Source organism: Agromyces sp. PvR057, from assembly GCF_040547485.1.
Taxonomy (GTDB): Bacteria; Actinomycetota; Actinomycetes; order Actinomycetales; family Microbacteriaceae; genus Agromyces.
Map to the genome: position 1 here is coordinate 1582819 of NZ_JBEPPT010000001.1, position 20335 is coordinate 1603153.

Here is a 20335-nt window from a genome sequence, read left to right on the forward strand (position 1 = left end):
GAGAAGCACTAACTTTGACTCCCAAGGGGAAGGAACGGTCGGGGATGACGGAACGTAAGCGCAGGGTCATGCTCAAGCTCTCGGGCGAGGCGTTCGGCGGAGGCTCGCTCGGCGTGAACCCCGACGTGGTGAGCGCGCTCGCACGCGAGATCGCCGATGCCGCACGGACGGTCGAGATCGCGATCGTGGTCGGCGGCGGCAACTTCTTCCGCGGCGCTGAGCTCTCGCAGCGCGGCATGGACCGAGGGCGAGCCGACTACATGGGCATGCTCGGCACGGTCATGAACTCGCTCGCCCTGCAGGACTTCCTCGAGCAGGCCGGTGCGGAGACCCGCGTGCAGTCGGCCATCTCGATGACGCAGGTCGCGGAACCGTACATCCCGCGTCGCGCCGAGCGCCACCTCGAGAAGGGCCGTGTCGTCATCTTCGGCGCCGGCGCCGGACTCCCGTACTTCTCGACCGACACCGTCGCGGCGCAGCGCGCGCTCGAGATCGACGCCGAGGTCGTGCTCGTCGCGAAGAACGGCGTCGACGGCGTCTACTCCGACGATCCGCGGACGAACCCCGACGCGCACAAGATCGATCGGATCACGTACCAGGAGGCGCTCCAGCGCGGCCTCAAGGTGGTCGACTCGACGGCCTTCAGCCTGTGCATGGACAACGGCATGCCGATGCAGGTGTTCGGCATGGAGCCGGGCGGCAACGTCACTGCGGCGATCCTCGGTGCCGACCTCGGCACGATCGTCAGCAACAGCGAGTCCCCGGCGACTCGATAGACTGGTCCGAGCAGCGAACGAAGGAGCCCCCGTGATCGCGGATGTACTGTCCGATGCCAATGCACGCATGCAGAAGGCGGTCGAGGTCGCCAAGGACGACTTCGCGTCCGTCCGGACCGGCCGTGCCAACCCCCAGCTCTTCCAGAAGATCCTGGTGAGCTACTACGGCACCCCCACGCCGCTCGCGCAGCTCGCGTCGCTGGCGAACCCCGAGGCGCGCACGCTCGTCGTGACGCCCTACGACAAGGGCGCCATCCGCGACATCGAGCAGGCCATTCGCGACACGCCGAACCTGGGCGCGAACCCGACCAATGACGGCAACATCGTCCGCGTGACGCTTCCCGAGCTCACCGAGGAGCGTCGTCGCGAGTTCGTCAAGATCGTCAAGTCGAAGGCCGAAGACGCGAAGGTCTCGGTCCGCAACATCCGGCGCAAGGCGAAGGACGACCTCGACGCGCTCAAGGGCGAGGTCGGCGATGACGAGGTCTCGCGCGGCGAGAAGGAGCTCGAGCAGGTCACGAAGTCGAACATCGACGCGATCGACGACGCGCTCAAGCGCAAGGAAGCCGAACTCCTCGAGGTCTGAGAGAAGACGATGTCGGGCGTCCCTGAACATGACGAAACGGACGCCGGTGGGCGGGACCGCAACGCTCGTGATGAGTTCCGGTCGCAGGTGCACGCGAAGCGCGTCGATATCGAGCGGCAGTTCGAGGCGTCGAAGGCGCAGTTCGATCAGGCGCAGGAGAAGATCAACGCCCGTACCGGCCGCAACCTGATCCTCGCGATCGCCATCGGCTTGGGCTTCGGCGGCGCGCTGCTGCTCAGCCTGCTGGTGATCAAGGAGCTCTTCCTGGTCTTCGCGGTGGCCCTCGTGGCGTTCGCGAGCTACGAGCTCGCCCAGGCGCTGCGAAAGGGGCGCTTCTCCGTGCCCCGGATCCCCTCGGTCGTCGTGGCCGTCGCGGTCGTGCCGTTCGCGTACTTCGGCGGTGCGGGCGGGCAGCTCATCGCGGTGCTCGTCGCCATCGCGCTCGTCTGCATCTGGCGACTCTGCGAGCAGGTGTCCGCCAGCAGGCGGACATCCGGCACCATGCTGCTGCGGGACCTCGGCGCGAGCGCCTTCGTGCAGGGCTACGTCACCTTCCTCGCGACGTTCGCGGTGGTGCTCACCGCGGCCGACGGCGGACAATGGTGGACGCTCGCGTTCGTGATCGTCGCGATCTCGGCGGACACGGGCGCGTACGCCTCAGGACTCATGTTCGGCAAGCATCCGATGGCGCCCGTGATCAGTCCGAAGAAGACGTGGGAGGGCTTCGCGGGCGGAGCCGCCGCCAGTGTGATCGCCGGCGTGCTGCTCTCGCTCTTCATGCTCGGCAACACGTGGTGGTTCGGACTCATCTTCGGCGTCGCGATCTTCCTCACGGCGACGCTCGGCGACCTCGCCGAGTCGCTCATCAAGCGCGACCTCGGCATCAAGGACATGAGCTCGTGGCTTCCGGGCCACGGCGGATTCCTCGACCGGCTCGACTCGATCCTGCCTTCGGCGGCGGTCGCGTTCGTGGCGTTCCGCATCTTCGGGTGATGCTCGGTGATAATGGGTCGGTGGACTCCACCTTCCCCCGCACCCGAAAGCCTCAGCGCGGCTACCACACCGAGCAGGTCGACGAGTTCCTGCAGGTCGCACGCCGCGCGTACGACGGTACGCCGCTCGCAACAGATCCGCCGTTGAACTCGGAGCGCATCCGGCTCACGGCGTTCGCCCTGCAGAAGGGCGGCTACGTCACGGCCGACGTCGATGCCGCCATGGAGCGGCTCGAGGACGCCTTCGCGGTCGAGGAGCGCCAGGTCGCCGCGCGTCTGCACGGCGACGAGGTCTGGCTCGCCGAGGCGCGCACCACGGCGCAGGTGATCTCCAACCGGCTCGCGAGGCCCGAGGGGCACCGGTTCGACCGGATGAGCCCGCTCGCGCTCGGCTACCGGGTGCGCGACGTCGACAAGTTCGCCGAGAAGCTCACACGGTACTTCCGTGACGGATGGCCGATCTCGATCGACGATGTCCGGAGCGTCGTGTTCGCCACGCAGCGCGGCGGATATCGCGAATCGCAGGTCGATCTCGTGCTCGACGCCGTCGTCGATGTCATGCAGGCCGTCCGCTGAGCGGGCAGGCAGGAGGACGGCGTTCGCTCCACCGCTCGGACCTCGGATACACTCGACGAATCGTGGGCAGGCATACAGGCATCGAGCAGGGCGAGACGCCCGCGACCGCTCCTCGCACCGCCGTCGCAACGCGCGGCGCGGTCAAGCAGGGCATCACCGTCGTCTTCGCGTTCTGCGCGGCACTGAGCTTCGTCGCGATCAACCTCGTCGATCCGAATGCCGGCGCGACCGCCACCCCCGACCAGGTCGCGGGCGATCGTTTCGGCGGTGCCGCGATCCAGGCCCTCGAGGTCGACGGTGAATACACGCTCGACGCCTCGAAGGAGGGCTACGACGTCCAGGCGAAGCCCGCGTACGTCGAGCCGGCTTCCACGAGCGAGGAGAGCGGATGGGCCCCGCCCGCCGTGACGCCGGATCCCGGGTCGGCGCAGGCGTACGCCGCGACGGCCGTTGCGGCGCGCGGGTGGGCGACGACCGAGTTCGACTGCCTCGTCGCGCTCTGGAGCAAGGAATCCGGCTGGCGGGTCAACGCGTACAACGCGGGCAGCGGTGCCTACGGCATCCCGCAGGCGCTCCCGGGCTCGAAGATGGCATCGGCCGGCGCCGACTGGGAGACCAACGCGGCCACCCAGGTCGAGTGGGGCCTCGGGTACGTGCAGGGCCGGTACGGAACGCCGTGCGGCGCGTGGGCGCACTCCGAGTCCATCGGCTGGTACTGACTCCCGGGAGCCGCCCTCAGGCATCGAGCTCCCACGTCGCGCCTGCGATCCGGCCGGCGGATGCGGCATCCGACCGTAGACTTGTGGCATGCCGCGCTCGAACCGTTCCCATGGTCGCGCGGCGCGGGCCCGCGAACCGCATCCCGAACTCGACGTCGATCGCCTGAGTTCCGGCTGGCGACGCACCCAGACCCGCGACGGTCGGGAGTGGAACGTGCAGCCGGTCTCCGAGGTGCAGGCCGTGAAGCGATACGTGTGCCCGGCCTGCGGGCTGGAGGTCGCGCCCGGCGTGGCCCACCTCGTCGTCTGGCGCGCCGACGGCGTGCTCGGCGATGCGGCAGACCTCGCGGGACGTCGTCATTGGCATCAGCACTGTTGGAGGATCGGAACCAGATGAGCAATCCCGAATCGGCGCCCATCGAGATCCGTGCCGCGGTCGAACTGCCGGCCGTGCGCGAAGAGGTGCGCCTGCACACGGCCGACGGACTCACGCTCGTCGGCGAACTCTCGACGCCGGTCGACGCGGAGCCGGTCGCGACCCTCGTGACGCTGCATCCGCTGCCGACGGCCGGCGGCTTCATGGACTCGCATATCATCCGCAAGGCCGCCGCGCGACTGCCGGCGCTCGCGAACCTCGCCGTCCTGCGATTCAACACCAGGGGCACGACCTCGCCGCGGGGCACGAGCGACGGCTCGTTCGGAGAGGGCATCTCGGAGCGCGAGGATGTCGCCGCGGCGATGGCGTTCGTGGCGCAGCGCGGGCTGCCGAATCCGTGGCTCGTCGGGTGGTCGTTCGGCACGGAGCTCGCACTGAAGTACGGCCTCGAGCACGACATCGCCGGCGCCGTGCTCCTGTCCCCGCCGCTGCATCGCACCTCGGTCGAGGAACTGCGCCGCTGGAATGACGTCTCCGTGCCGGTGGTCGCCCTCATCCCCGAGTTCGACGACTACCTCAGGCCGGATGCCGCGGCCGAGCGGTTCGCGGTGGCGCCGAAGATCGCCCGCATCGACGTCGAGGGCGGCCGGCACCTGTGGGTGGGGGAGACCCAGACGCGCCGCGTGCTCGACGAGATCGTCGCGGCGGTCAACCCGGCGGCGCTGCCGTTGCCGACGACGTGGCCGCCGACGAGGGACGCCCGGAGTGGGGCGGCAACCGCCTGAGCCGTCGCGTCAGAGCTCGTTCTGGCGTGGGATGACGACCTGCTTGATGATGAGTAGGAACGACGCTGCCACGGGGATCGCGACGAGCGCGCCGAGCAGGCCGAGCAGGGTGCCTCCGGCAAGCGCAGCGATCACGACGAGGGCTCCGGGGACCTTCACGGCACGGTTCATGATGCGCGGGCTCAGCACGTATGCCTCGACCTGCATGTACACCAGGTAGTAGATCGCCGCGACGAGCGCCGTGAGCGGGGACCCGAGGCCGGGGATGAGGCAGACGAGCACGATGATGACGGATGCCGAGAGCGTGCCCACGAGCGGAACCAGCGAGAAGATGAACGCGAGGAACGCCAGCACCGCCGGGAACGGCGCTTGGATGATCGACAGGAAGATGAAGCTCGCGACGCCGTTGCAGGCCGCGAGGCCGGCCTGGCCGAGCACGTAGCGGCCGACGGACTGGGTGATCTGCTCGGTGAGGTCGGCGAACCTGGCCCGGCGGGAGGCGGGGACCAGCTGGTATGCGGTGTGCTTCATCGCGCTGAGCGATGCGGAGAAGTAGAGCGTCAGGATGAAGACGATCACGAGGGCGAAGATGCCGGCGCCGAGCGCGATCGCGACCTGCAGCACGCCACCCGCCAGTTCGCTCAGCTTCTCGGGGTTCGTGAAGAAGTCGGTGATCGCGCTGGTGACCTGATCGGTGATGTCGCGGATCGGCACCTGGGGGAACTGCTCGGAGAGCTCCTCGAGCCAGTCCTGGGACTGCACGCGATCGGCGATCGCCGGGATCTCCTCGACGAGCTGGCTGACCTGGTCGACGACGATCGGCACCACGGCGAGCACGAGGGCGGCAAGCAGCAGGCCGACGCCCGTCATGACGATGAGGATGGACGCCCAACGAGGAAGCCCCCGGCGCTCGAGCCAGCCGATGGCGGGCTCGAGGCCGAGGGCCAGGAAGAGGGCAGCGCCGACGTAGGTCAGCACGGTCGACAGGCTCGCGATCGACGAGAGGATCACGATGCCGACGCCGACGCCGAGCGTGCCGGCGAGGCCGATGCGGAACGCGTTCTGGATCTTCATCGAGCCTCGCCGACCCCGGGGCTAGCCGCGGCTCGCCGCTGCGACCTGCTCGGCCTGCGTGAGCACGCCGCGGAGGCTCTCGAAGTAGCCGGCCACCGCGTCGCGCTCGATCTTGATCTGCGAGAGGCGGTCTTCAGCATCGGCGACGAGGGCACGCGTGCGCTCCTCGCCGTCGGCGATGAGCTTTCGGGCCTGCGTGTGCGCGGCGGCGATGCGCTCGCGCGCCTCTTCGTCGGCCTTGTCGCGGAGCGTCGCGATCTCGCCGCGGACCTCGGTCTCGAGGCGCTCGGCCTCGGCGCGGCTCTCGGCGGTGCGAGCGGTCGCCTCGGCGAGCTCGATGTTGGCGTCCTCGAGGAACTTCTGCGTCTGCGAGGTCGCCTCCTGGTGGCTCGCGAGCAGCTCCTGCTCGGCCTCGTCGCGCTTCGCGGCGAGCTCGGCCTCGAGGTCGAGGTGCGCCTTCTCGATCTCGCGGCGCATGCGGTTGACCTCGTGCGTGGTCTTCTTGCGCATCGAGGTGAGCTGGTTGTCGAGGTCGATGCGCGACTGCTCCGACTCGGCGTCGAAGTCGGCGCGAGCCTGCTCCTGCTCGAGCGAGAGGTCGGCCCGCATCTGCTCGAGGTCGGCGGCGTGCTTGGCGCGAAGGCGGTCGAGTTCGCTCTGCAGCTTCACGCGTGCCAGCTCGGCCTCGCGGACGAGGTCGACGTTCGCCTGCTCGCGCTGCTGCTCGAGCTCGGCGCGGCTCGCGACCAGCTCGCGGTCGAGGTCGGTGCGCGCCTGCTCGAGTTCGTGCACGAGTGCGGCACGGCGTTCGGTGATCTCGGCTTCGAGCGAGGCACGGCCCTCGGCGGTCTCGCGCTCGAGGTCGAGACGCGACTGCTCGGTCTCGGAGGCGAGGTCGATGCGGGCCTGCTCGGTCTCCTTCGCGAGCTCGGCACGTGCGCGGTCGAGTTCGATCGCGACCTCGGCGCGGGTCTGCTCGGTCTCCTGCGTGAGGCCGGCCGCGGTCGCCCGCGCCTCGGACGCCTCGTTGTTGGCGGAGACGAGGATCTCGGACGCCTTGCGCTCGGCGGCGGCGACGGCGGCGGCCGCGTCGCGCTTGCCGCTCGAACGCAGGTCGGCCGCCTCGGTGGTGGCCGCACCGCGGATGGCCGCGGCATCCCGAGCGGCGTCGTTCCGCAGCTGCTCGCTCGACTCGTGGGCGCGGGAGACCATGTCGTCGGCTTCGGCGCGGGCGTTCTCGAGCGTGCGCGCGGCCTGCGAGCGCGCCTCGGTGAGCGTGCGCTCGGCGAGCTCGTTCGCGTCTGAACGGAGCAGGTGCACCTCGTCTTCGGCGGCGCGACGGAGCTTCTCGGCGTCGATGTCGGCCTGCGCGATGAGACGCGTCGACTGCTCCTCGGCGACGCGAAGCGTGTTCTCGAGCTTGGTGCCGAGACCCGAGAAGGTCGGGCTGCCGACCTCTTCGAGCTCTGCGCTCAGTTCATCGATGCGCGCGAGCAGGCGCTTGTTCTCCTTCGCCTGCTCGGCCAGCTGGGCGTTCGCGGTGATGATGTCACGACGAAGTCCGTTGATGTTCTTGTCGACTTCGTCTTTGTCGTATCCACGGAACACCTGCGTGAACTCGGTCTCTTCGACGGCCAATTCTTCCTCCGGGCTCTGTCCCGCGTTCGTGGGGGCTCGTGCGGGATTCAACGATTCTACGGGTGCGCGAGGGCCGGTCGGTACGGGCGGTGCAGTGCATCCTCGCGTGACCGGCCGAGTCGCGGCGGAGGCGACTCACAGGCTGATGTCGGTAGGCTTGGTTGTCTTTGTTCAATGCCGCCCAGGGCGGTACCGGAGGTAACGTGCGATTCGTCTTCGCCATCCTGGCGTTCGCCGCCGCAGCCGTGATGATCGGATTCGGCATCGCGCAGCGCACGGTGTTCCTCGAACCCGACCGTGTCTCGCTGACGTCGACGACCGAGTCGGATGCCGCCTACGTCGTCGTCGAGCCGGGAGCGCTCGCAGCGCATCCCGGCAAGCAGACCGTGACCGTCGCCGGCTCCGACATGGTGTTCCTCGCATACGGGCGACTGAGCGATGTCGAGGCCTGGATCGGGGAGGCGCCGCACGTGTCGATCACGCACGACGCCGAGGCCGATGCCCTGGTCGCGACCGATTCGCGCGACGTCGAGGGCGACGACAGCGATGACGGTGCCGCAGACGGCGAGGCCGCCGATGCGACCAGCCGGCCATCGCCGACCGAGACCCCTGCGCCAACCCCCGAGCCGACCCCCGCCGACGGCGATGCGGCCGAGGGCGATGCGACGACGGGCGACGAACTGCTCGAGGCCGTTCCGGAGAACTCGCCGGTCGGATCCGACCTGTGGCTCGACGAGCTGTCCGGCGAGCGCAGCGTCACGACGACCATCGACGTGCCCGACGACATCGCGGTGCTGATCGCCTCCGACGGCACGAACCCGGCCCCGTCGCGCCTCACGATCACCTGGCCCCTCGACAACGCGACCCCGTGGGCCGGCCCGCTGCTGCTCGGCGGCGGCATCCTCTTCCTCGTCGGCATCGCCCTCGTCATCTCGGGCTTCATGCACCATCGCCGCTCGCGAGGGCCACGCCGCAACCTGCCGAAGGGCCGAGGCCGGATGAGCGGCCCGAAGCCCGCCGAACTCCGTCGCGGCCCGATGGGCGGTGGCCGGCGCGCGATCGGGCGATCGAAGCGCGTCGCACTGGTTCCCGTGCTGCTCCTCCCGGCGCTCGCGCTCACGGGGTGCTCGCCCGACTACTGGCCGAGCTTCGACCAGCCGCCGGCAACGACGGCGCCCGCGACGACCGCACCGCCGGTCGAGCCGGCGGCGACCGACGATCCCGACGCCGAGGCGCCCGCCACCGAGCCCTTGATGCCCGCCGTGACGGTTCCGCAGATGGAGCGCATCATGGCTCGGGTGGCCGAGACCACGGCCGCCGCCGACGAGGCGCTCGACGGCGACCTCGCCGCTGACCGCTTCACGGGTCCGGCGCTCGAGGCCCGCCGCGCGAACTACGCGATCCGCACGTCCCTTCCCGATCAGCCGGGGCCGGTTCCGGTTCCCGCGACGACGCCGACGCTGATCCTGCCGCAGCAGGTCGCCGGCTGGCCGACGACCGGACGCACGGTGCTCGTCATCGAGAAGGCCTCCGACGACCCGACCGTGGCACCGACCGCGCTGTACCTGCAGCAGCCGTCTCCGCGCGAGAACTACAAGGTCGTCTACGCGATGGCGCTCGCACCCGACGCGGACGTGCCGGAGGTCGCGCCCGCGAGCATCGGCGCTCCGCTGATCTCGCCGGAGTTCAAGGGCCTCATCATGCAGCCCGACCAGGTCGGCATGGCCTATGCGGACCTCCTGCTGAAGGGCGACGAGTCCGCCTACGCCGAGTTCTTCGACCCCGAGGGCGACCTCCTGCGCGAGCAGCTCGGCGTCGCGGGGCAGCAGGTCATCCGCGACGACCTGAAGGCGACGTCGCCCACGGCGGACATCGCCTTCACGAACGCCGTCGGCGACGGCCCGACCATCGCCCTCGCGACGAACGATTCCGGTGCGCTCGTGACGGCGACCATCGAGCAGACCGAGCGGGTCACGCCGAACGACGGCGGCACGATCGGCTTCCAGGAGGGCGCGCCCGGCGCGGCGCTCTCCGGGTTCACCGGCAAGAGCGCGAAGGGCGTGCAGCGCATCATCGGCATCCAGATGGTGTTCTACGTACCCGCCGTCGGCTCAGACGAACAGATCCGACTCCTCGGGTGGTCCGAGGGACTCGTCGGCGCATCGGAGGTACCGTGACCGACCCCACCCCGCACGCAGCGCTTCGCGGCGCCGTCGACCTCTCGTCGCTCGTGCAGCGACCGCCTCAGTCCGGGGCGCCGGCCGGGGCGGCCTCCGCAGCGCCCGGCGACGGAGCGATCGTCTTCGCGACCGATGACCAGGGGTTCGCCTCGGCGCTCGAGCTCTCGCGAACGGTCCCCGTGGTCGTGGCCGTCTGGGGCTCGTGGAGCGAGCCGTCGATCGAGCTCGTCGTGACCCTCGAGCGCCTCGTTCGCGCGCGTTCCGGCCGCCTCGTGCTCGCGACGGCCGACGCGGATCGCAGCCCGCAGCTCGTACAGGCGTTCCAGGTGCAGTCGGTGCCGACGGTCGTCGCGGTCGTCGCCGGGCAGCCGGTTCCGCTCTTCGCGGGCGTCCAGCCCGACGAGGTCATCGACCAGGTCTTCGACCAGTTGCTCGAGCTGGCCTCGCAGCACGGCGTGACCGGTTCGGTCGAGCCGACGGATGCCGCGGGCGAGTCGGATTCCGAGGTGCAGGCGCCCGTCGAGCCGCCTCTGCCGCCGCTGCATCAGGAGGCGTACGACGCGATCGAGCGCGGCGACTTCGACACCGCCGCCGCGACCTACCGCAAGGCGATCGCGCAGGACCCGCGCGATCATATGGCGGTGGCCGGACTCGCGCAGGCGAACCTGCTCGGACGGCTGAGCGGCAAGACGCTCGACGCGATCCGCAACGCGGCCGCGTCGAACCCCGACGACCTGTCGGCACAGCTCGACGTCGCCGACCTCGACCTCTCCGGCGGCCACGTCGACGACGCGTTCGACCGACTGCTCACGATCTTCGTGAAGCTCGACCCCGACCAGAAGAAGCTCGTGCGCGAGCGCCTCGTCGAGCTGTTCGAGGTCGTCGGTACCGAGGATCCGCGCGTCGCGGTCGCGCGCCGGCGGCTCACGAACCTGCTGTTCTGAGCGACGCGAACCCCTGAATGACGAAGGCCCCGCCGGGACGGCGGGGCCTTCGTCGTTCACTCCAGCGTGAACCAGACGGCGCCGAGCGGCGGCAGCGTGAACTCGGCGGAGGCCGGCCGGCCCGCCCACGGCGTCTCGGTCGCGTCGACCCCGCCGAGGTTGCCGACGCCGGATCCGCCCCACTGCGCGGCATCCGAGTTCAGGACCTCGCGCCAGCGCCCGGCGACGGGCAGGCCGAGGCGGACCCGTTCGTGCGGCACGCCGGCGAAGTTCACGACGCAGAGCAGCGGCCGGCGATCGCGGTCGTAGCGCAGGAACGCGATGAGGTTCAGCTGGGCGGCGCCACCCTCGATCCACTCGAAGCCGGCCGAGTCGTCGTCGAGCTGCCACAGTGACGGCTGCTCGCGGTAGGCGCGGTTCAGGGCGCCGACGAACTCGGCGAGCTGCTTGTGGCTCGGCTGCTCGAGGATCCACCAGTCGAGGCCGCGTTCCTCGCTCCACTCGGAGAGCTGGCCGAACTCCTGGCCCATGAAGAGCAGCTGCTTGCCTGGATGCGCCCACATGAACGAGAGGTAGGCGCGCACGTTGGCGAGCTGCTGCCAGTGGTCACCCGGCATCTTGCGGATCAACGACCCCTTGCCGTGCACGACCTCGTCGTGGCTGATCGGCAGCACGAAATGCTCGCTGAACGCGTAGAGGAACGAGAACGTGAGGTCGTGGTGGTGGTGCGAACGGTACATCGGGTCCTTCGCGATGTACTGCAGGGTGTCGTGCATCCAGCCCATGTTCCACTTGTAGCCGAAGCCGAGGCCGCCGCTCGAGGTGGGCGCCGTGACCCCGGCGAACGACGTCGACTCCTCGGCGATCATGACGATGCCGGGGTTGCGCTTGTAGGCCGTCGCGGTGGCCTCCTGGAGGAAGCCGATCGCCTCGAGGTTCTCCCGCCCGCCGTGGATGTTCGGCTCCCATTCGCCGTCGTTGCGCGAGTAGTCGAGGTAGAGCATCGACGCGACGGCGTCGACCCGCAGCCCGTCGACGTGCATCTCCTCGAGCCAGAACAGGGCGTTGGCGACGAGGAAGTTGCGCACGCGCGGGTTGCCGAAGTCGAAGACGTAGGTGCCCCAGTCCTTCTGCTCGCCCCGTCGGGGGTCGGGGTGCTCGTACAGGGCCTCGCCGTCGAAGCGCGCGAGCGCCCATCCGTCCTTCGGGAAGTGGCCGGGAACCCAGTCCATGATCACGCCGTAGCCGGCCTGGTGCAGGCGGTCGATGAGGTACTTGAGGTCGTCGGGGGAGCCGAACCGACTCGTGGCCGCGAAGTACCCCGTGACCTGGTACCCCCACGAGCCGCCGAACGGATGCTCCGCCAACGGCATGAACTCGACGTGCGTGTAGCCGAGCCATCCGAGGTACTCGATCAGCTCGTCGGCGACGTCGCGGTAGCCGCGCCCCGGCCGCCACGAGCCGAGGTGCATCTCGTAGACGCTCATGGGCAGTTCGTGGGCGTTGGCGTGCGCCCGCCGGGAGAGCCACTGGCCGTCGCCCCACTCGTGCACGGTGGTCGACACGATCGAGCCGGTGGCGGGCGCGATCTCGGCCTGCCTCGCCATCGGGTCGGCCTTCATGATCCACTCGCCGGAGGAGGTGAGGATCTCGAACTTGTAGACCGTGCCGGGCTCGATGCCGGGCACGAACAGCTCCCAGACGCCGGAAGCCCCCATGCTCCGCATGGCGTGCGAGCTGCCGTCCCAGCGGTTGAACTCGCCGACGACGCGCACGGCCCGCGCGCGCGGCGCCCAGACGGTGAACGCCGTGCCGTCGAGCGAACCGGTGACGCCCCAGTGCGCCCGGTGGTGCGCGCCGAGCACCCGCCAGAGCTCCTCGTGCCGGCCCTCGCCGATGAGGTGCAGGTCGAGTTCGCCGATGCTCGGGGCGAACCGGTACGGCTCGTCGCTCGTCCAGTCGTTCTCGCCGTAGACCGCGCGGATGCGGTAGTCGCGGGGCGACTCGTCGGCGACGCCGGCCCAGATGCCGTGACCGACGTGCTGCAGGGGCAGGGCGGGGGCTCCGTCGAACACGGCCTCGACGGCGTCGGCGAGCGGACGGCGGGTGCGGATCACCGTCTGCGCCGCGGCATCCGCCCGCTCGGGAGGCGACGGGAGGGGATGCTGGCCGAGCACGGAGTGTGGGTCGGCGGAGCGGCCCTCGGCGACCGCCAGCAGCACGTCGTCGGGGACCGCCGGGCCGGTCTGCGGCACGCGCTCAGACATTCGGCACCCGCACGACGTGCAGGATGTGGGCCGGGCGCGTGAACGCGTCGAGTCGCACGTAGTTCGCGTCGCCCCACTCCCAGCGATGACCCGTCACGAGGTCTTCGACGGTGAAGCGCGCGCCGGGCGTCAGCCCGATGGTCTCGAGATCGAGGTGCACGGTGGTCTCCCTCACGGAGTGCGGGTCCACGTTCGCGATGACGATGATCGTGTCGTCGCGTCCGTCGGGCGTGAATCGGCCCTCGAGGTGCTTCGAGTACACGAGCACGGCGTCGTCGTCGCTGGCGTGGAACCTGATGTTGCGCAGCTGCCCGAGCGCGGGGTGAGCGGATCGGATGCCGTTCAGGATGCCGAGGTACAGGCCGAGCGAACGGCCCTCGGCCTCGGCGGCGGCGAAGTCACGAGGCTTGTACTCGAACTTCTCGTTGTCGATGGCCTCCTCGGCGCCGGGACGCGCGACCGACTCGAAGAGCTCGAAGCCCGAGTAGACGCCCCAGTTCGGCGCGGCGGTCGCCGCGATCGTCGCGCGCACGGTGAAGGCCGCAGGGCCGCCGAACTGCAGGTACTCCGTGAGGATGTCCGGCGTGTTCACGAAGAGGTTCGGCCGCATGAAGTCGGCGGTCTCCTGCGAGACGCTCGTGAGGAACTCCTCGAGCTCCTCCTTGGTGTTGCGCCAGGTGAAGTAGGAGTACGACTGCTGGAATCCGACCATCGCGAGCGCCTGCATCATCGAGGGCCGCGTGAAGGCCTCGGCGAGGAAGACGACGTCGGGGTCGGTCGCGTTGATCGCGCCGATGATCCGCTCCCAGAAGGCGAGCGGCTTCGTGTGCGGGTTGTCGACGCGGAAGATGCGCACGCCCTGCTTCATCCAGTGGCGGATGATGCGCTCGACCTCGGTGAAGATGCCCTCGGGATCGAGGTCGAAGTTGACCGGGTAGATGTCCTGGTACTTCTTCGGGGGGTTCTCGGCGAATCGGATGCTGCCGTCGGGCAGCACGGTGAACCACTCGGGGTGCTCGGCGACCCACGGGTGGTCGGGGGAGGCCTGCAGCGCGAGGTCGAGGGCGACCTCGATGCCGAGCGCGTTCGCACGGCGCACGAAGGCGCGGAAGTCGGCGAGGGTGCCGAGGTCGGGGTGCACGGCGTCGTGTCCGCCGGTGGTGCCGTCGGGGAGCGGGCCGCCGATCGCCCACGGCGAGCCGGGATCGCCCGGCGCCGGGTCGAGCGTGTTGTTCGGGCCCTTGCGGTTCGTCACGCCGATCGGGTGGATCGGCGGCAGGTAGAGCACGTCGAAGCCCATCGCCGCGACGCCGTCGAGTCGCTTGACCGCCGTGCGGAACGTGCCCGACTTCCAGACGCCGTTCCTCTGCCGCCTGGCGCCCTCGGACCGGGGGAAGAACTCGTACCAGGAGCCGACGCCCGCGCGCCGTCGCTCGACGAGGATCGTGTGCTCCTCCGAGTCGCTGGCGAGCAGTGCGAGCGGGCGGACCTCGAACTCGGCCAGTGCCGGGTGGTCGACGAGCGCGCGACGCTCGGCGACGGATGCCTCGGGGTCGCGCAGCTGGGCGGTGATCGCCGTCAGGCGCCTGCGCACCGCGGCGGGCCGGGACCTCTCGGCGACGGCCCGGTCGAGCAGGCGCGCGCCGATCTCGAACATGAGCTCGACATCCACGCCCGCATCGATCTTCAGCGCGGCGTCGTGACGCCACGTGCCGATCTCGTCGTCGAAGCCGGTCACGTGCCAGCGCCACTCGCCGACCTCGTCGAGGCGGACCGAGGCCTCCCACCGGTCGGTTCCGGGTGCGGTGAGCACCATGCGCTCGCGACGCTCGGCCCCGGAGGGCGCGGTGATCACGAGCATCGCCCCGACCTGGTCGTGCCCCTCGCGGAAGACGTTCGCGCGGAACGGCACGACCTCGCCGTCGAACGCCTTGGGATGCCAGTGCGGATCCGGCACGGCGGGGGAGAGCCGGGTGACGGGGATGCGACCGGCGCGAACGGTACGGGTGCTCACGTGAACGACCGTAGCGCGGAATGCCTCGCCCGAGCGCCCCGACGTTCACACATTCGACATGCACGGCACGTAGGTTGGTGCCGTGAAGCCCATTCGCAAGTTCACCGTCCGAGCCGTCGTCCCGGCCCCGCTCTCCGCACTCGAGGAGCTGGCCGCCAACCTGCGCTGGTCGTGGCACGAGCCGACCCGGCGATTGTTCGAGGCCATCGATCCCGAGCTGTGGCGCGCGTCGAACCGCGACCCGGTGACGCTGCTCGGCGAGGTCGCCCCCGAGCGGCTCGACGAGCTCGCCCGCGACGGAGGCTACGTCGAGTGGGCCGAGCGCGAACGGGCCGGCCTCCGCGAATACCTGGAGCAGCCGCGCTGGTTCCAGTCGCTCGGCGCCGACGTGCCGCGCACGATCGCGTACTTCTCGCCCGAGTTCGGCATCACCGCGGCGTTGCCGCAGTACTCGGGCGGTCTCGGCATCCTCGCGGGCGACCACCTGAAGGCGGCATCCGATCTCGGGGTGCCGCTCATCGGCGTCGGCCTGTTCTACAAGGCCGGCTACTTCTCGCAGTCGATCACCGACGACGGATGGCAGCAGGAGCGCTACCCGGTGCTCGATCCCGACGGGCTGCCGCTGTCGATGCTCCGCCACCCCGACGGGTCGCCGGTGCAGGTCACGCTCGCGCTCCCCGACGACGCCGAGCTGCACGCCCGCGTCTGGACCGCGGCGGTCGGCCGCATCACGCTGCTCATGCTCGACACCGACATCCCCGCGAACTCCGACGCGCTGCGCTCGGTGACCGACCGCCTCTACGGCGGCGGCGGCGAGCACCGACTGCTGCAGGAGCTGCTCCTCGGCGTCGGCGGCGCCCGGGCCGTGAAGCTGTACACCGAACTCGCGTCCCGCCCGGCTCCCGACGTCTTCCACATGAACGAGGGTCACGCGGGCTTCCTCGGGCTCGAGCGCATCTCGACGCACATCGGCGAGGGCCTCTCGTTCGCCGAGGCCCTGCAGGTCGTCCGCGCGGGCACCGTGTTCACGACGCACACGCCGGTTCCCGCCGGCATCGACCGCTTCGACCGCGGCCTCGTCGAGCGCTACCTCACGTCTTCGCTGCTGCCCGGCGTCGAGCTGGCCGACGCGATCGCCCTCGGCGTCGAGCCGGGGGCCGACCCGGCGACGAGCGCCTTCAACATGGCCGTCATGGGCCTCCGTCTCGCGCAGCACGCGAACGGCGTCTCGAAGCTGCACGGCGAGGTGAGCCGGCGCATGTTCGGCGACCTGTGGCCCGGGTTCGACACGGAGGAGGTGCCGATCACGTCGATCACGAACGGCGTGCACGCGCCGACCTGGACCGACCCCGCACTCCTCGCGCTCGCCGAGTCGAACCTCGGCACCGGTGACACCGAGCACGCCGACTGGCGCAGCGACGCCATCTCCGACGCTGAGTTCTGGGGCGTCAAGCGCAGCATGCGGCTGCAGCTCGTCGAGGATGCGCGGCGTCGCCTCGCGACGGCGTGGAGCGAGCAGCACGCCGGCGCCCAGCCGCCCAGGTGGGTCGGCCGCGTGCTCGACCCCGACACGCTCACGGTCGGGTTCGCGCGGCGCGTGCCGACGTACAAGCGGCTGACCCTCATGCTGCAGGACCCCGAGCGGCTGAAGTCGATCCTCACGAACCCCGACCGCCCCGTGCAGTTCGTGATCGCCGGCAAGTCGCATCCCGCCGACGACGAGGGCAAGCGCCTCATCCAGAAGCTCGTGCAGTTCGCCGCGCAGCCCGAGCTCCGCGAGCGCATCGTGTTCCTGCCCGACTACGACATGGGCATGGCCGAGCTGCTGTATCCCGGCTGCGACGTGTGGCTGAACAACCCGCTGCGCCCGCTCGAGGCGTGCGGCACCTCGGGCATGAAGGCCGCCATGAACGGGGCGCTGAACCTGTCGATCCTCGACGGCTGGTGGGCCGAGTACGAGGGCGAGGACTACGGCTGGGTGATCCCGTCGGCGGATGCCGCGGGCGACGCAGGCGAACGCGACGCGCTCGAGGCGGCATCCCTCTACGAACTGCTCGAGCATCGCGTCGCGACCCGCTACTACGAGCGCGACCACGATGGGGTGCCCGTGGAGTGGGTGCGCCGCGTGCGCACCACGCTCACCGCCCTCGCCCCCGAGCTCGGCGCCGATCGCATGGTCAAGCAGTACGTCGAGGAGCTCTACCGCCCTGCCGCCGAGCAGGCCGAGCGGGTCGCCGCCGACAACGACCGCGGGGCGAAGGAACTCGCCGCGTATCGCGATCGGGTGCGCGAGGCGTGGCCGCGCGTGCAGGTCAGGCATGTCGAGTCGGGCGGGGTCGATGCGCCGCACGTCGGCGACGAACTGCAGCTGCGCGCGCACGTCGATCTCGGCGGGCTCGCGGCCGACGACGTCGCGGTCGAGGCCGTGCACGGGCGCAGCCGCTCCGACGAGCGCATCGAGCACGCCGTGCGCACGCCGCTGACGCCCGCGGTCTCGGGAACGGATGCCGGGGCCACCGCTGCCGGTCCGCAGCTGTACACCGGCACGATCGTGCTCGACCGTGCCGGATCGTTCGGCTACACCGTGCGCGTCGTGCCGCGGCACGCGCTGCTCGCCTCGCCGGCGGAACTGGGGCTCGTCGCCGTCGCCGAGTGAGGGCGGTGCGTCGCCGTCGCCGGGTGGCGGCCGGCGGTGCGTCGTCAGCGCGCCCTGGCGATGGGCGCGTAGCGGCCTGCGGTGACGGCGAGGAGGTCGTCGGGCGCGAGTTCGAGGTCGAGTCCGCGGCGGCCGCCCGACACGTAGACGTGCTCGCAGAGGATCGCCGACTCGTCGAGCACGGTCGGCAGCGGCGTCTTCTGCCCGATGGGGCTGATGCCGCCGACGACGTACCCGGTCTTGCGCTCCGCGAGGGCTGGATCGGCCATCTCGGCGCGCTTGCCGCCGAGCGCCTGCGCGAACGCCTTCAGGTCGAGCTGCATCGCGACGGGCACGATGGCGACGCCGAGCGAGCCGTCGACCGTCGCGAGCAGTGTCTTGAACACCAGGTCGGGGTCGAGGCCGAGCTTCTCGGCGGCCTCGAGCCCGTAGGCGGCGGCGCGGGGGTCGTGCTCGTACGTGTGCGCCCGGAAGGCGACGCCCGCCCTGGTCAACGCGAGCGTCGCGGGCGTGCCCGCCGCGGCATCCGACCGCCTGGCCATCAGATGCGACCGGTGATCGCCTCGTGCGCGTCGCCGGGCGCCGCGGCGGGGACGGCACCATGGGCCGTCGGGCTCGAGGCCTCGCCCAGCGCCCGGTAGAGCAGCATCGACTGAGGCGGAACGCCGACGCGCTCGCCCGGGAGGTGCTCGCTCGACTCCGTCACCGGATGCTCGTCGGAGGAGTCCCAGAGCAGCATGTAGCCCGTGACGCCGTCGTGCTCGGGCAGCACCACCTCGGTCGGCGTCTCGTGCGCGTGCACCACGAGCAGGATGCGGTTGAACTCCTCGACCTCAGGCGTCGAGGCCGCGAGGTACTGCAGGGTGCGCTCGGCGGGGTCGTTCCAGTCGTCGATGGTCATGGTCTCGCCGTCGGCGTTGTACCAGTCCATCTGCGACGCGCTCGGCGTGGCCTCCCCGAAGACGCCGAAGCGCACGGGACGGATGGCGGGGTTGTCGCGCCGCAGGTGCACGAGCCGGCGGGACGTTGCCTCGAGCCCGGCGTCGCGGTCGTCGGCGCTCCACGACAGCCACGTCAGGTCGGAGTCCTGGCAGTACGCGTTGTTGTTGCCGCGCTGCGAGCGCCCGTACTCGTCGCCCGCGGTGAGCATCGGCACGCCGGCCGAGAGCAGCAGCGTGCCGAGGAGGTTCCGGATGCTGCGCCGACGCGCTGCGAGCACCTCGACGTCGTCGGTCTCGCCCTCGACGCCGTGGTTGTAGGAGTTGTTGCCGTCGGTGCCGTCGCGGTTCTGCTCGCCGTTGCCGAGGTTGTGCTTGACGTCGTACGCGGTGAGGTCGGCGAGCGTGAACCCGTCGTGCGCGGTGATGAAGTTGAGGCTGGCGAGCGGCCCCCGCTCGAGGCTGAAGGTGTTCGAGGAGCCGGCGAGGCGCGTGGCGAAGCGGCCGATGCCGCTGCCGGCGTCGCCGGTCTCGCGTTCGCGGCGCAGGTCGCCGAGCCAGAAGTCCCGCATGCGGTCGCGGTAGCGGTCGTTCCACTCGATGAACCCCCGCGGGAAGTTGCCGGTCTGCCAGCCGCCGGGGCCGACGTCCCACGGTTCGGCGATGAGCTTCGAGGCGCCGAGCACGGGGTCGGCGAGCATCGCCTGGAGCAGCGGGTGGTCCGGCGTGTACGCGCCGTGGTCGTCGCGGCCGAGGGTCGCGGCGAGGTCGAGGCGGAAGCCGTCGACCTGGAGCTCGTCGGCGAAGTAGCGCATCGAGTCGAGCACGAGCCGTTGCGGCTCGTCGCGGCCGAAGTCGAGCGTGTTGCCGCATCCGGTCGTGTCGACGTAGCGGCCGTGCGCATCGTGTCGGTAGTACGCGGCGTTGTCGATGCCGCGGAACGAGTAGGTCGGCCCCTCCCGGCCCTCTTCGGCGGTGTGGTTGTAGACGACGTCGAGCAGGACCTCGAGGCCCGCGTCGTGCAGGCGGCGCACCATGTCGGCGAACTCGCGTCGCACGGCGCCAGCGCCCTCGGCGCGCGCGGCGGCCGTGGCGTACGGCGCGTGCGGCGAGAAGAAGCCGAGCGTGTTGTAGCCCCAGTAGTTCGTGCGGCCCTGGCGCTTCAGCCGGTGCTCCGACAGGAAGGCCTGCACGGGCAGCAGCTCGACCGTCGTCACGCCGAGCCCCGTGAGGTACTCGATCGAGGCGTCGTGGCCGAGGCCCGCGTAGGTTCCCCGAAGGGCCTCGGGCACGGCCGGATTCAGCTTCGAGAACCCGCGCACGTGCGCCTCGTAGACGACCGTGTGGTCGAGCGGCACCCGCGGCTTCGCGGCACCGCCCCAGTCGAAGGCGTCGGAGGCGCCGGACCCGTCGCCGCCCGTGCCCGAGCCCGCACCCGTCAGCGGGTCGAGCGCGACGCCGTGCCACGAGCCGCCGCCCACGGCCGCGAGGCCCCTGGCGTACGGGTCGAGCAACGTCTGCGCCGCGTTGAACGCGTGCTCGACGCCCGATGGACCGTCGACCCGGAACCCGTAGCGCGCGCCGTGCACGAGCGCCGCCGAGGCGCCCTGCCAGACGCCGTGCTCGTCGCGCACGAGGTCGACGCGGTCGGTCGCCCAGCCGGCGTCGGCTCGATCGAAGACCTCGAGCTCGATCGCGGTCGCATTCGCCGACCACACGCGGACGCTGCCGCCGTCGGGGCCCGTGCGAACGCCGAGGTCGTGCAGGGGATCGCTCTCAGACATGCGTTCTAGAGTAGATCCACACGAGGGACG

At 70.7% G+C, this 20335-nt stretch carries 16 protein-coding genes; 10 read left to right on the forward strand and 6 right to left on the reverse strand.

The window, feature by feature from the left end:
• Nucleotides 1–44: 44 nt before the first annotated feature.
• From pyrH to ABIC29_RS07180, 7 genes are all read left to right on the forward strand, one after another.
• Nucleotides 45–776, forward strand: coding sequence for a UMP kinase (gene pyrH / locus ABIC29_RS07150; RefSeq protein ID WP_116081500.1), 732 nt, complete (start codon nt 45–47; stop codon nt 774–776).
• A gap of 31 nt (nt 777–807) precedes the next feature.
• Nucleotides 808–1362: a ribosome recycling factor gene (gene frr / locus ABIC29_RS07155; protein ID WP_116081501.1), complete on the forward strand. Its 555-nt coding sequence runs from the start codon at nt 808–810 to the stop codon at nt 1360–1362.
• Nucleotides 1363–1449: 87 nt separating this feature from the next.
• On the forward strand, nt 1450–2355 hold the full coding sequence (locus tag ABIC29_RS07160) for a phosphatidate cytidylyltransferase (protein ID WP_354243921.1): 906 nt from the start codon (nt 1450–1452) through the stop codon (nt 2353–2355).
• Nucleotides 2356–2375: 20 nt separating this feature from the next.
• Nucleotides 2376–2930, forward strand: coding sequence for a DivIVA domain-containing protein (locus ABIC29_RS07165; protein ID WP_354243924.1), 555 nt, complete (start codon nt 2376–2378; stop codon nt 2928–2930).
• Between the two features lie 62 nt (nt 2931–2992).
• A complete protein-coding gene (locus ABIC29_RS07170; RefSeq protein ID WP_354243927.1) occupies nt 2993–3649 on the forward strand; it encodes an aggregation-promoting factor C-terminal-like domain-containing protein in 657 nt (218 codons plus the stop codon).
• Between the two features lie 88 nt (nt 3650–3737).
• On the forward strand, nt 3738–4046 hold the full coding sequence (locus ABIC29_RS07175) for an Rv1322 family protein (RefSeq protein ID WP_354243930.1): 309 nt from the start codon (nt 3738–3740) through the stop codon (nt 4044–4046).
• Entirely contained in the window at nt 4043–4810 is a 768-nt protein-coding gene (locus ABIC29_RS07180) for an alpha/beta hydrolase (RefSeq protein WP_116081504.1), read from the forward strand. Before ABIC29_RS07175 ends, ABIC29_RS07180 begins: the two co-directional genes overlap by 4 nt.
• Before the next feature lie 9 nt (nt 4811–4819).
• Here ABIC29_RS07180 and ABIC29_RS07185 read toward each other — a convergent pair whose 3' ends face one another.
• On the reverse strand, nt 4820–5884 hold the full coding sequence (locus ABIC29_RS07185; RefSeq protein ID WP_116081505.1) for an AI-2E family transporter: 1065 nt from the start codon (nt 5882–5884) through the stop codon (nt 4820–4822).
• 21 nt (nt 5885–5905) lie between these two features.
• Nucleotides 5906–7522, reverse strand: a complete 1617-nt coding sequence (locus tag ABIC29_RS07190; RefSeq protein WP_116081506.1) for a coiled-coil domain-containing protein — start codon at nt 7520–7522, stop codon at nt 5906–5908.
• 203 nt (nt 7523–7725) lie between these two features.
• Here ABIC29_RS07190 and ABIC29_RS07195 point away from each other — a divergent pair, with 203 nt between their 5' ends.
• Nucleotides 7726–9699, forward strand: a complete 1974-nt coding sequence (locus ABIC29_RS07195; protein ID WP_354243935.1) for a DUF8094 domain-containing protein — start codon at nt 7726–7728, stop codon at nt 9697–9699.
• Nucleotides 9696–10646: a tetratricopeptide repeat protein gene (locus ABIC29_RS07200; protein WP_354243938.1), complete on the forward strand. Its 951-nt coding sequence runs from the start codon at nt 9696–9698 to the stop codon at nt 10644–10646. Before ABIC29_RS07195 ends, ABIC29_RS07200 begins: the two co-directional genes overlap by 4 nt.
• 56 nt (nt 10647–10702) lie before the next feature.
• Here the strand turns inward: ABIC29_RS07200 and glgB are convergent, their stop codons facing one another.
• Nucleotides 10703–12913 (reverse strand): 1,4-alpha-glucan branching protein GlgB, encoded by a 2211-nt coding sequence (glgB, locus tag ABIC29_RS07205; RefSeq protein ID WP_354243941.1) that lies wholly within the window; start codon nt 12911–12913, stop codon nt 10703–10705.
• Nucleotides 12906–14927: a maltotransferase domain-containing protein gene (locus ABIC29_RS07210; RefSeq protein WP_354243944.1), complete on the reverse strand. Its 2022-nt coding sequence runs from the start codon at nt 14925–14927 to the stop codon at nt 12906–12908. Before ABIC29_RS07210 ends, glgB begins: the two co-directional genes overlap by 8 nt.
• A gap of 82 nt (nt 14928–15009) precedes the next feature.
• Here ABIC29_RS07210 and glgP point away from each other — a divergent pair, with 82 nt between their 5' ends.
• On the forward strand, nt 15010–17583 hold the full coding sequence (gene glgP / locus ABIC29_RS07215) for an alpha-glucan family phosphorylase (RefSeq protein WP_116081511.1): 2574 nt from the start codon (nt 15010–15012) through the stop codon (nt 17581–17583).
• 44 nt (nt 17584–17627) lie between these two features.
• Here glgP and ybaK read toward each other — a convergent pair whose 3' ends face one another.
• Nucleotides 17628–18125 carry a Cys-tRNA(Pro) deacylase gene (gene ybaK / locus ABIC29_RS07220; RefSeq protein WP_354243947.1) on the reverse strand — a complete coding sequence of 166 codons (498 nt, stop codon included), beginning with the start codon at nt 18123–18125 and terminating at the stop codon, nt 17628–17630.
• The gene (gene glgX / locus ABIC29_RS07225) at nt 18125–20305 is read right to left on the reverse strand and encodes a glycogen debranching protein GlgX (RefSeq protein ID WP_116081513.1); all 2181 of its coding nucleotides are present in this window, start codon (nt 20303–20305) and stop codon (nt 18125–18127) included. The genes ybaK and glgX overlap by 1 nt, the downstream gene beginning before the upstream one ends.
• Nucleotides 20306–20335 lie beyond the last annotated feature (30 nt).

Coding starts and splice junctions, on each gene's coding strand:
- pyrH (WP_116081500.1), top strand. CDS start 45: ATGACGGAACGTAAGCGCAGGGTCATGCTCAAGCTCTCGGGCGAGGCG.
- ABIC29_RS07175 (WP_354243930.1), top strand. CDS start 3,738: ATGCCGCGCTCGAACCGTTCCCATGGTCGCGCGGCGCGGGCCCGCGAA.
- ABIC29_RS07180 (WP_116081504.1), top strand. CDS start 4,043: ATGAGCAATCCCGAATCGGCGCCCATCGAGATCCGTGCCGCGGTCGAA.
- ABIC29_RS07185 (WP_116081505.1), bottom strand. CDS start 5,884: ATGAAGATCCAGAACGCGTTCCGCATCGGCCTCGCCGGCACGCTCGGC.
- glgB (WP_354243941.1), bottom strand. CDS start 12,913: ATGTCTGAGCGCGTGCCGCAGACCGGCCCGGCGGTCCCCGACGACGTG.
- ybaK (WP_354243947.1), bottom strand. CDS start 18,125: ATGGCCAGGCGGTCGGATGCCGCGGCGGGCACGCCCGCGACGCTCGCG.
- glgX (WP_116081513.1), bottom strand. CDS start 20,305: ATGTCTGAGAGCGATCCCCTGCACGACCTCGGCGTTCGCACGGGCCCC.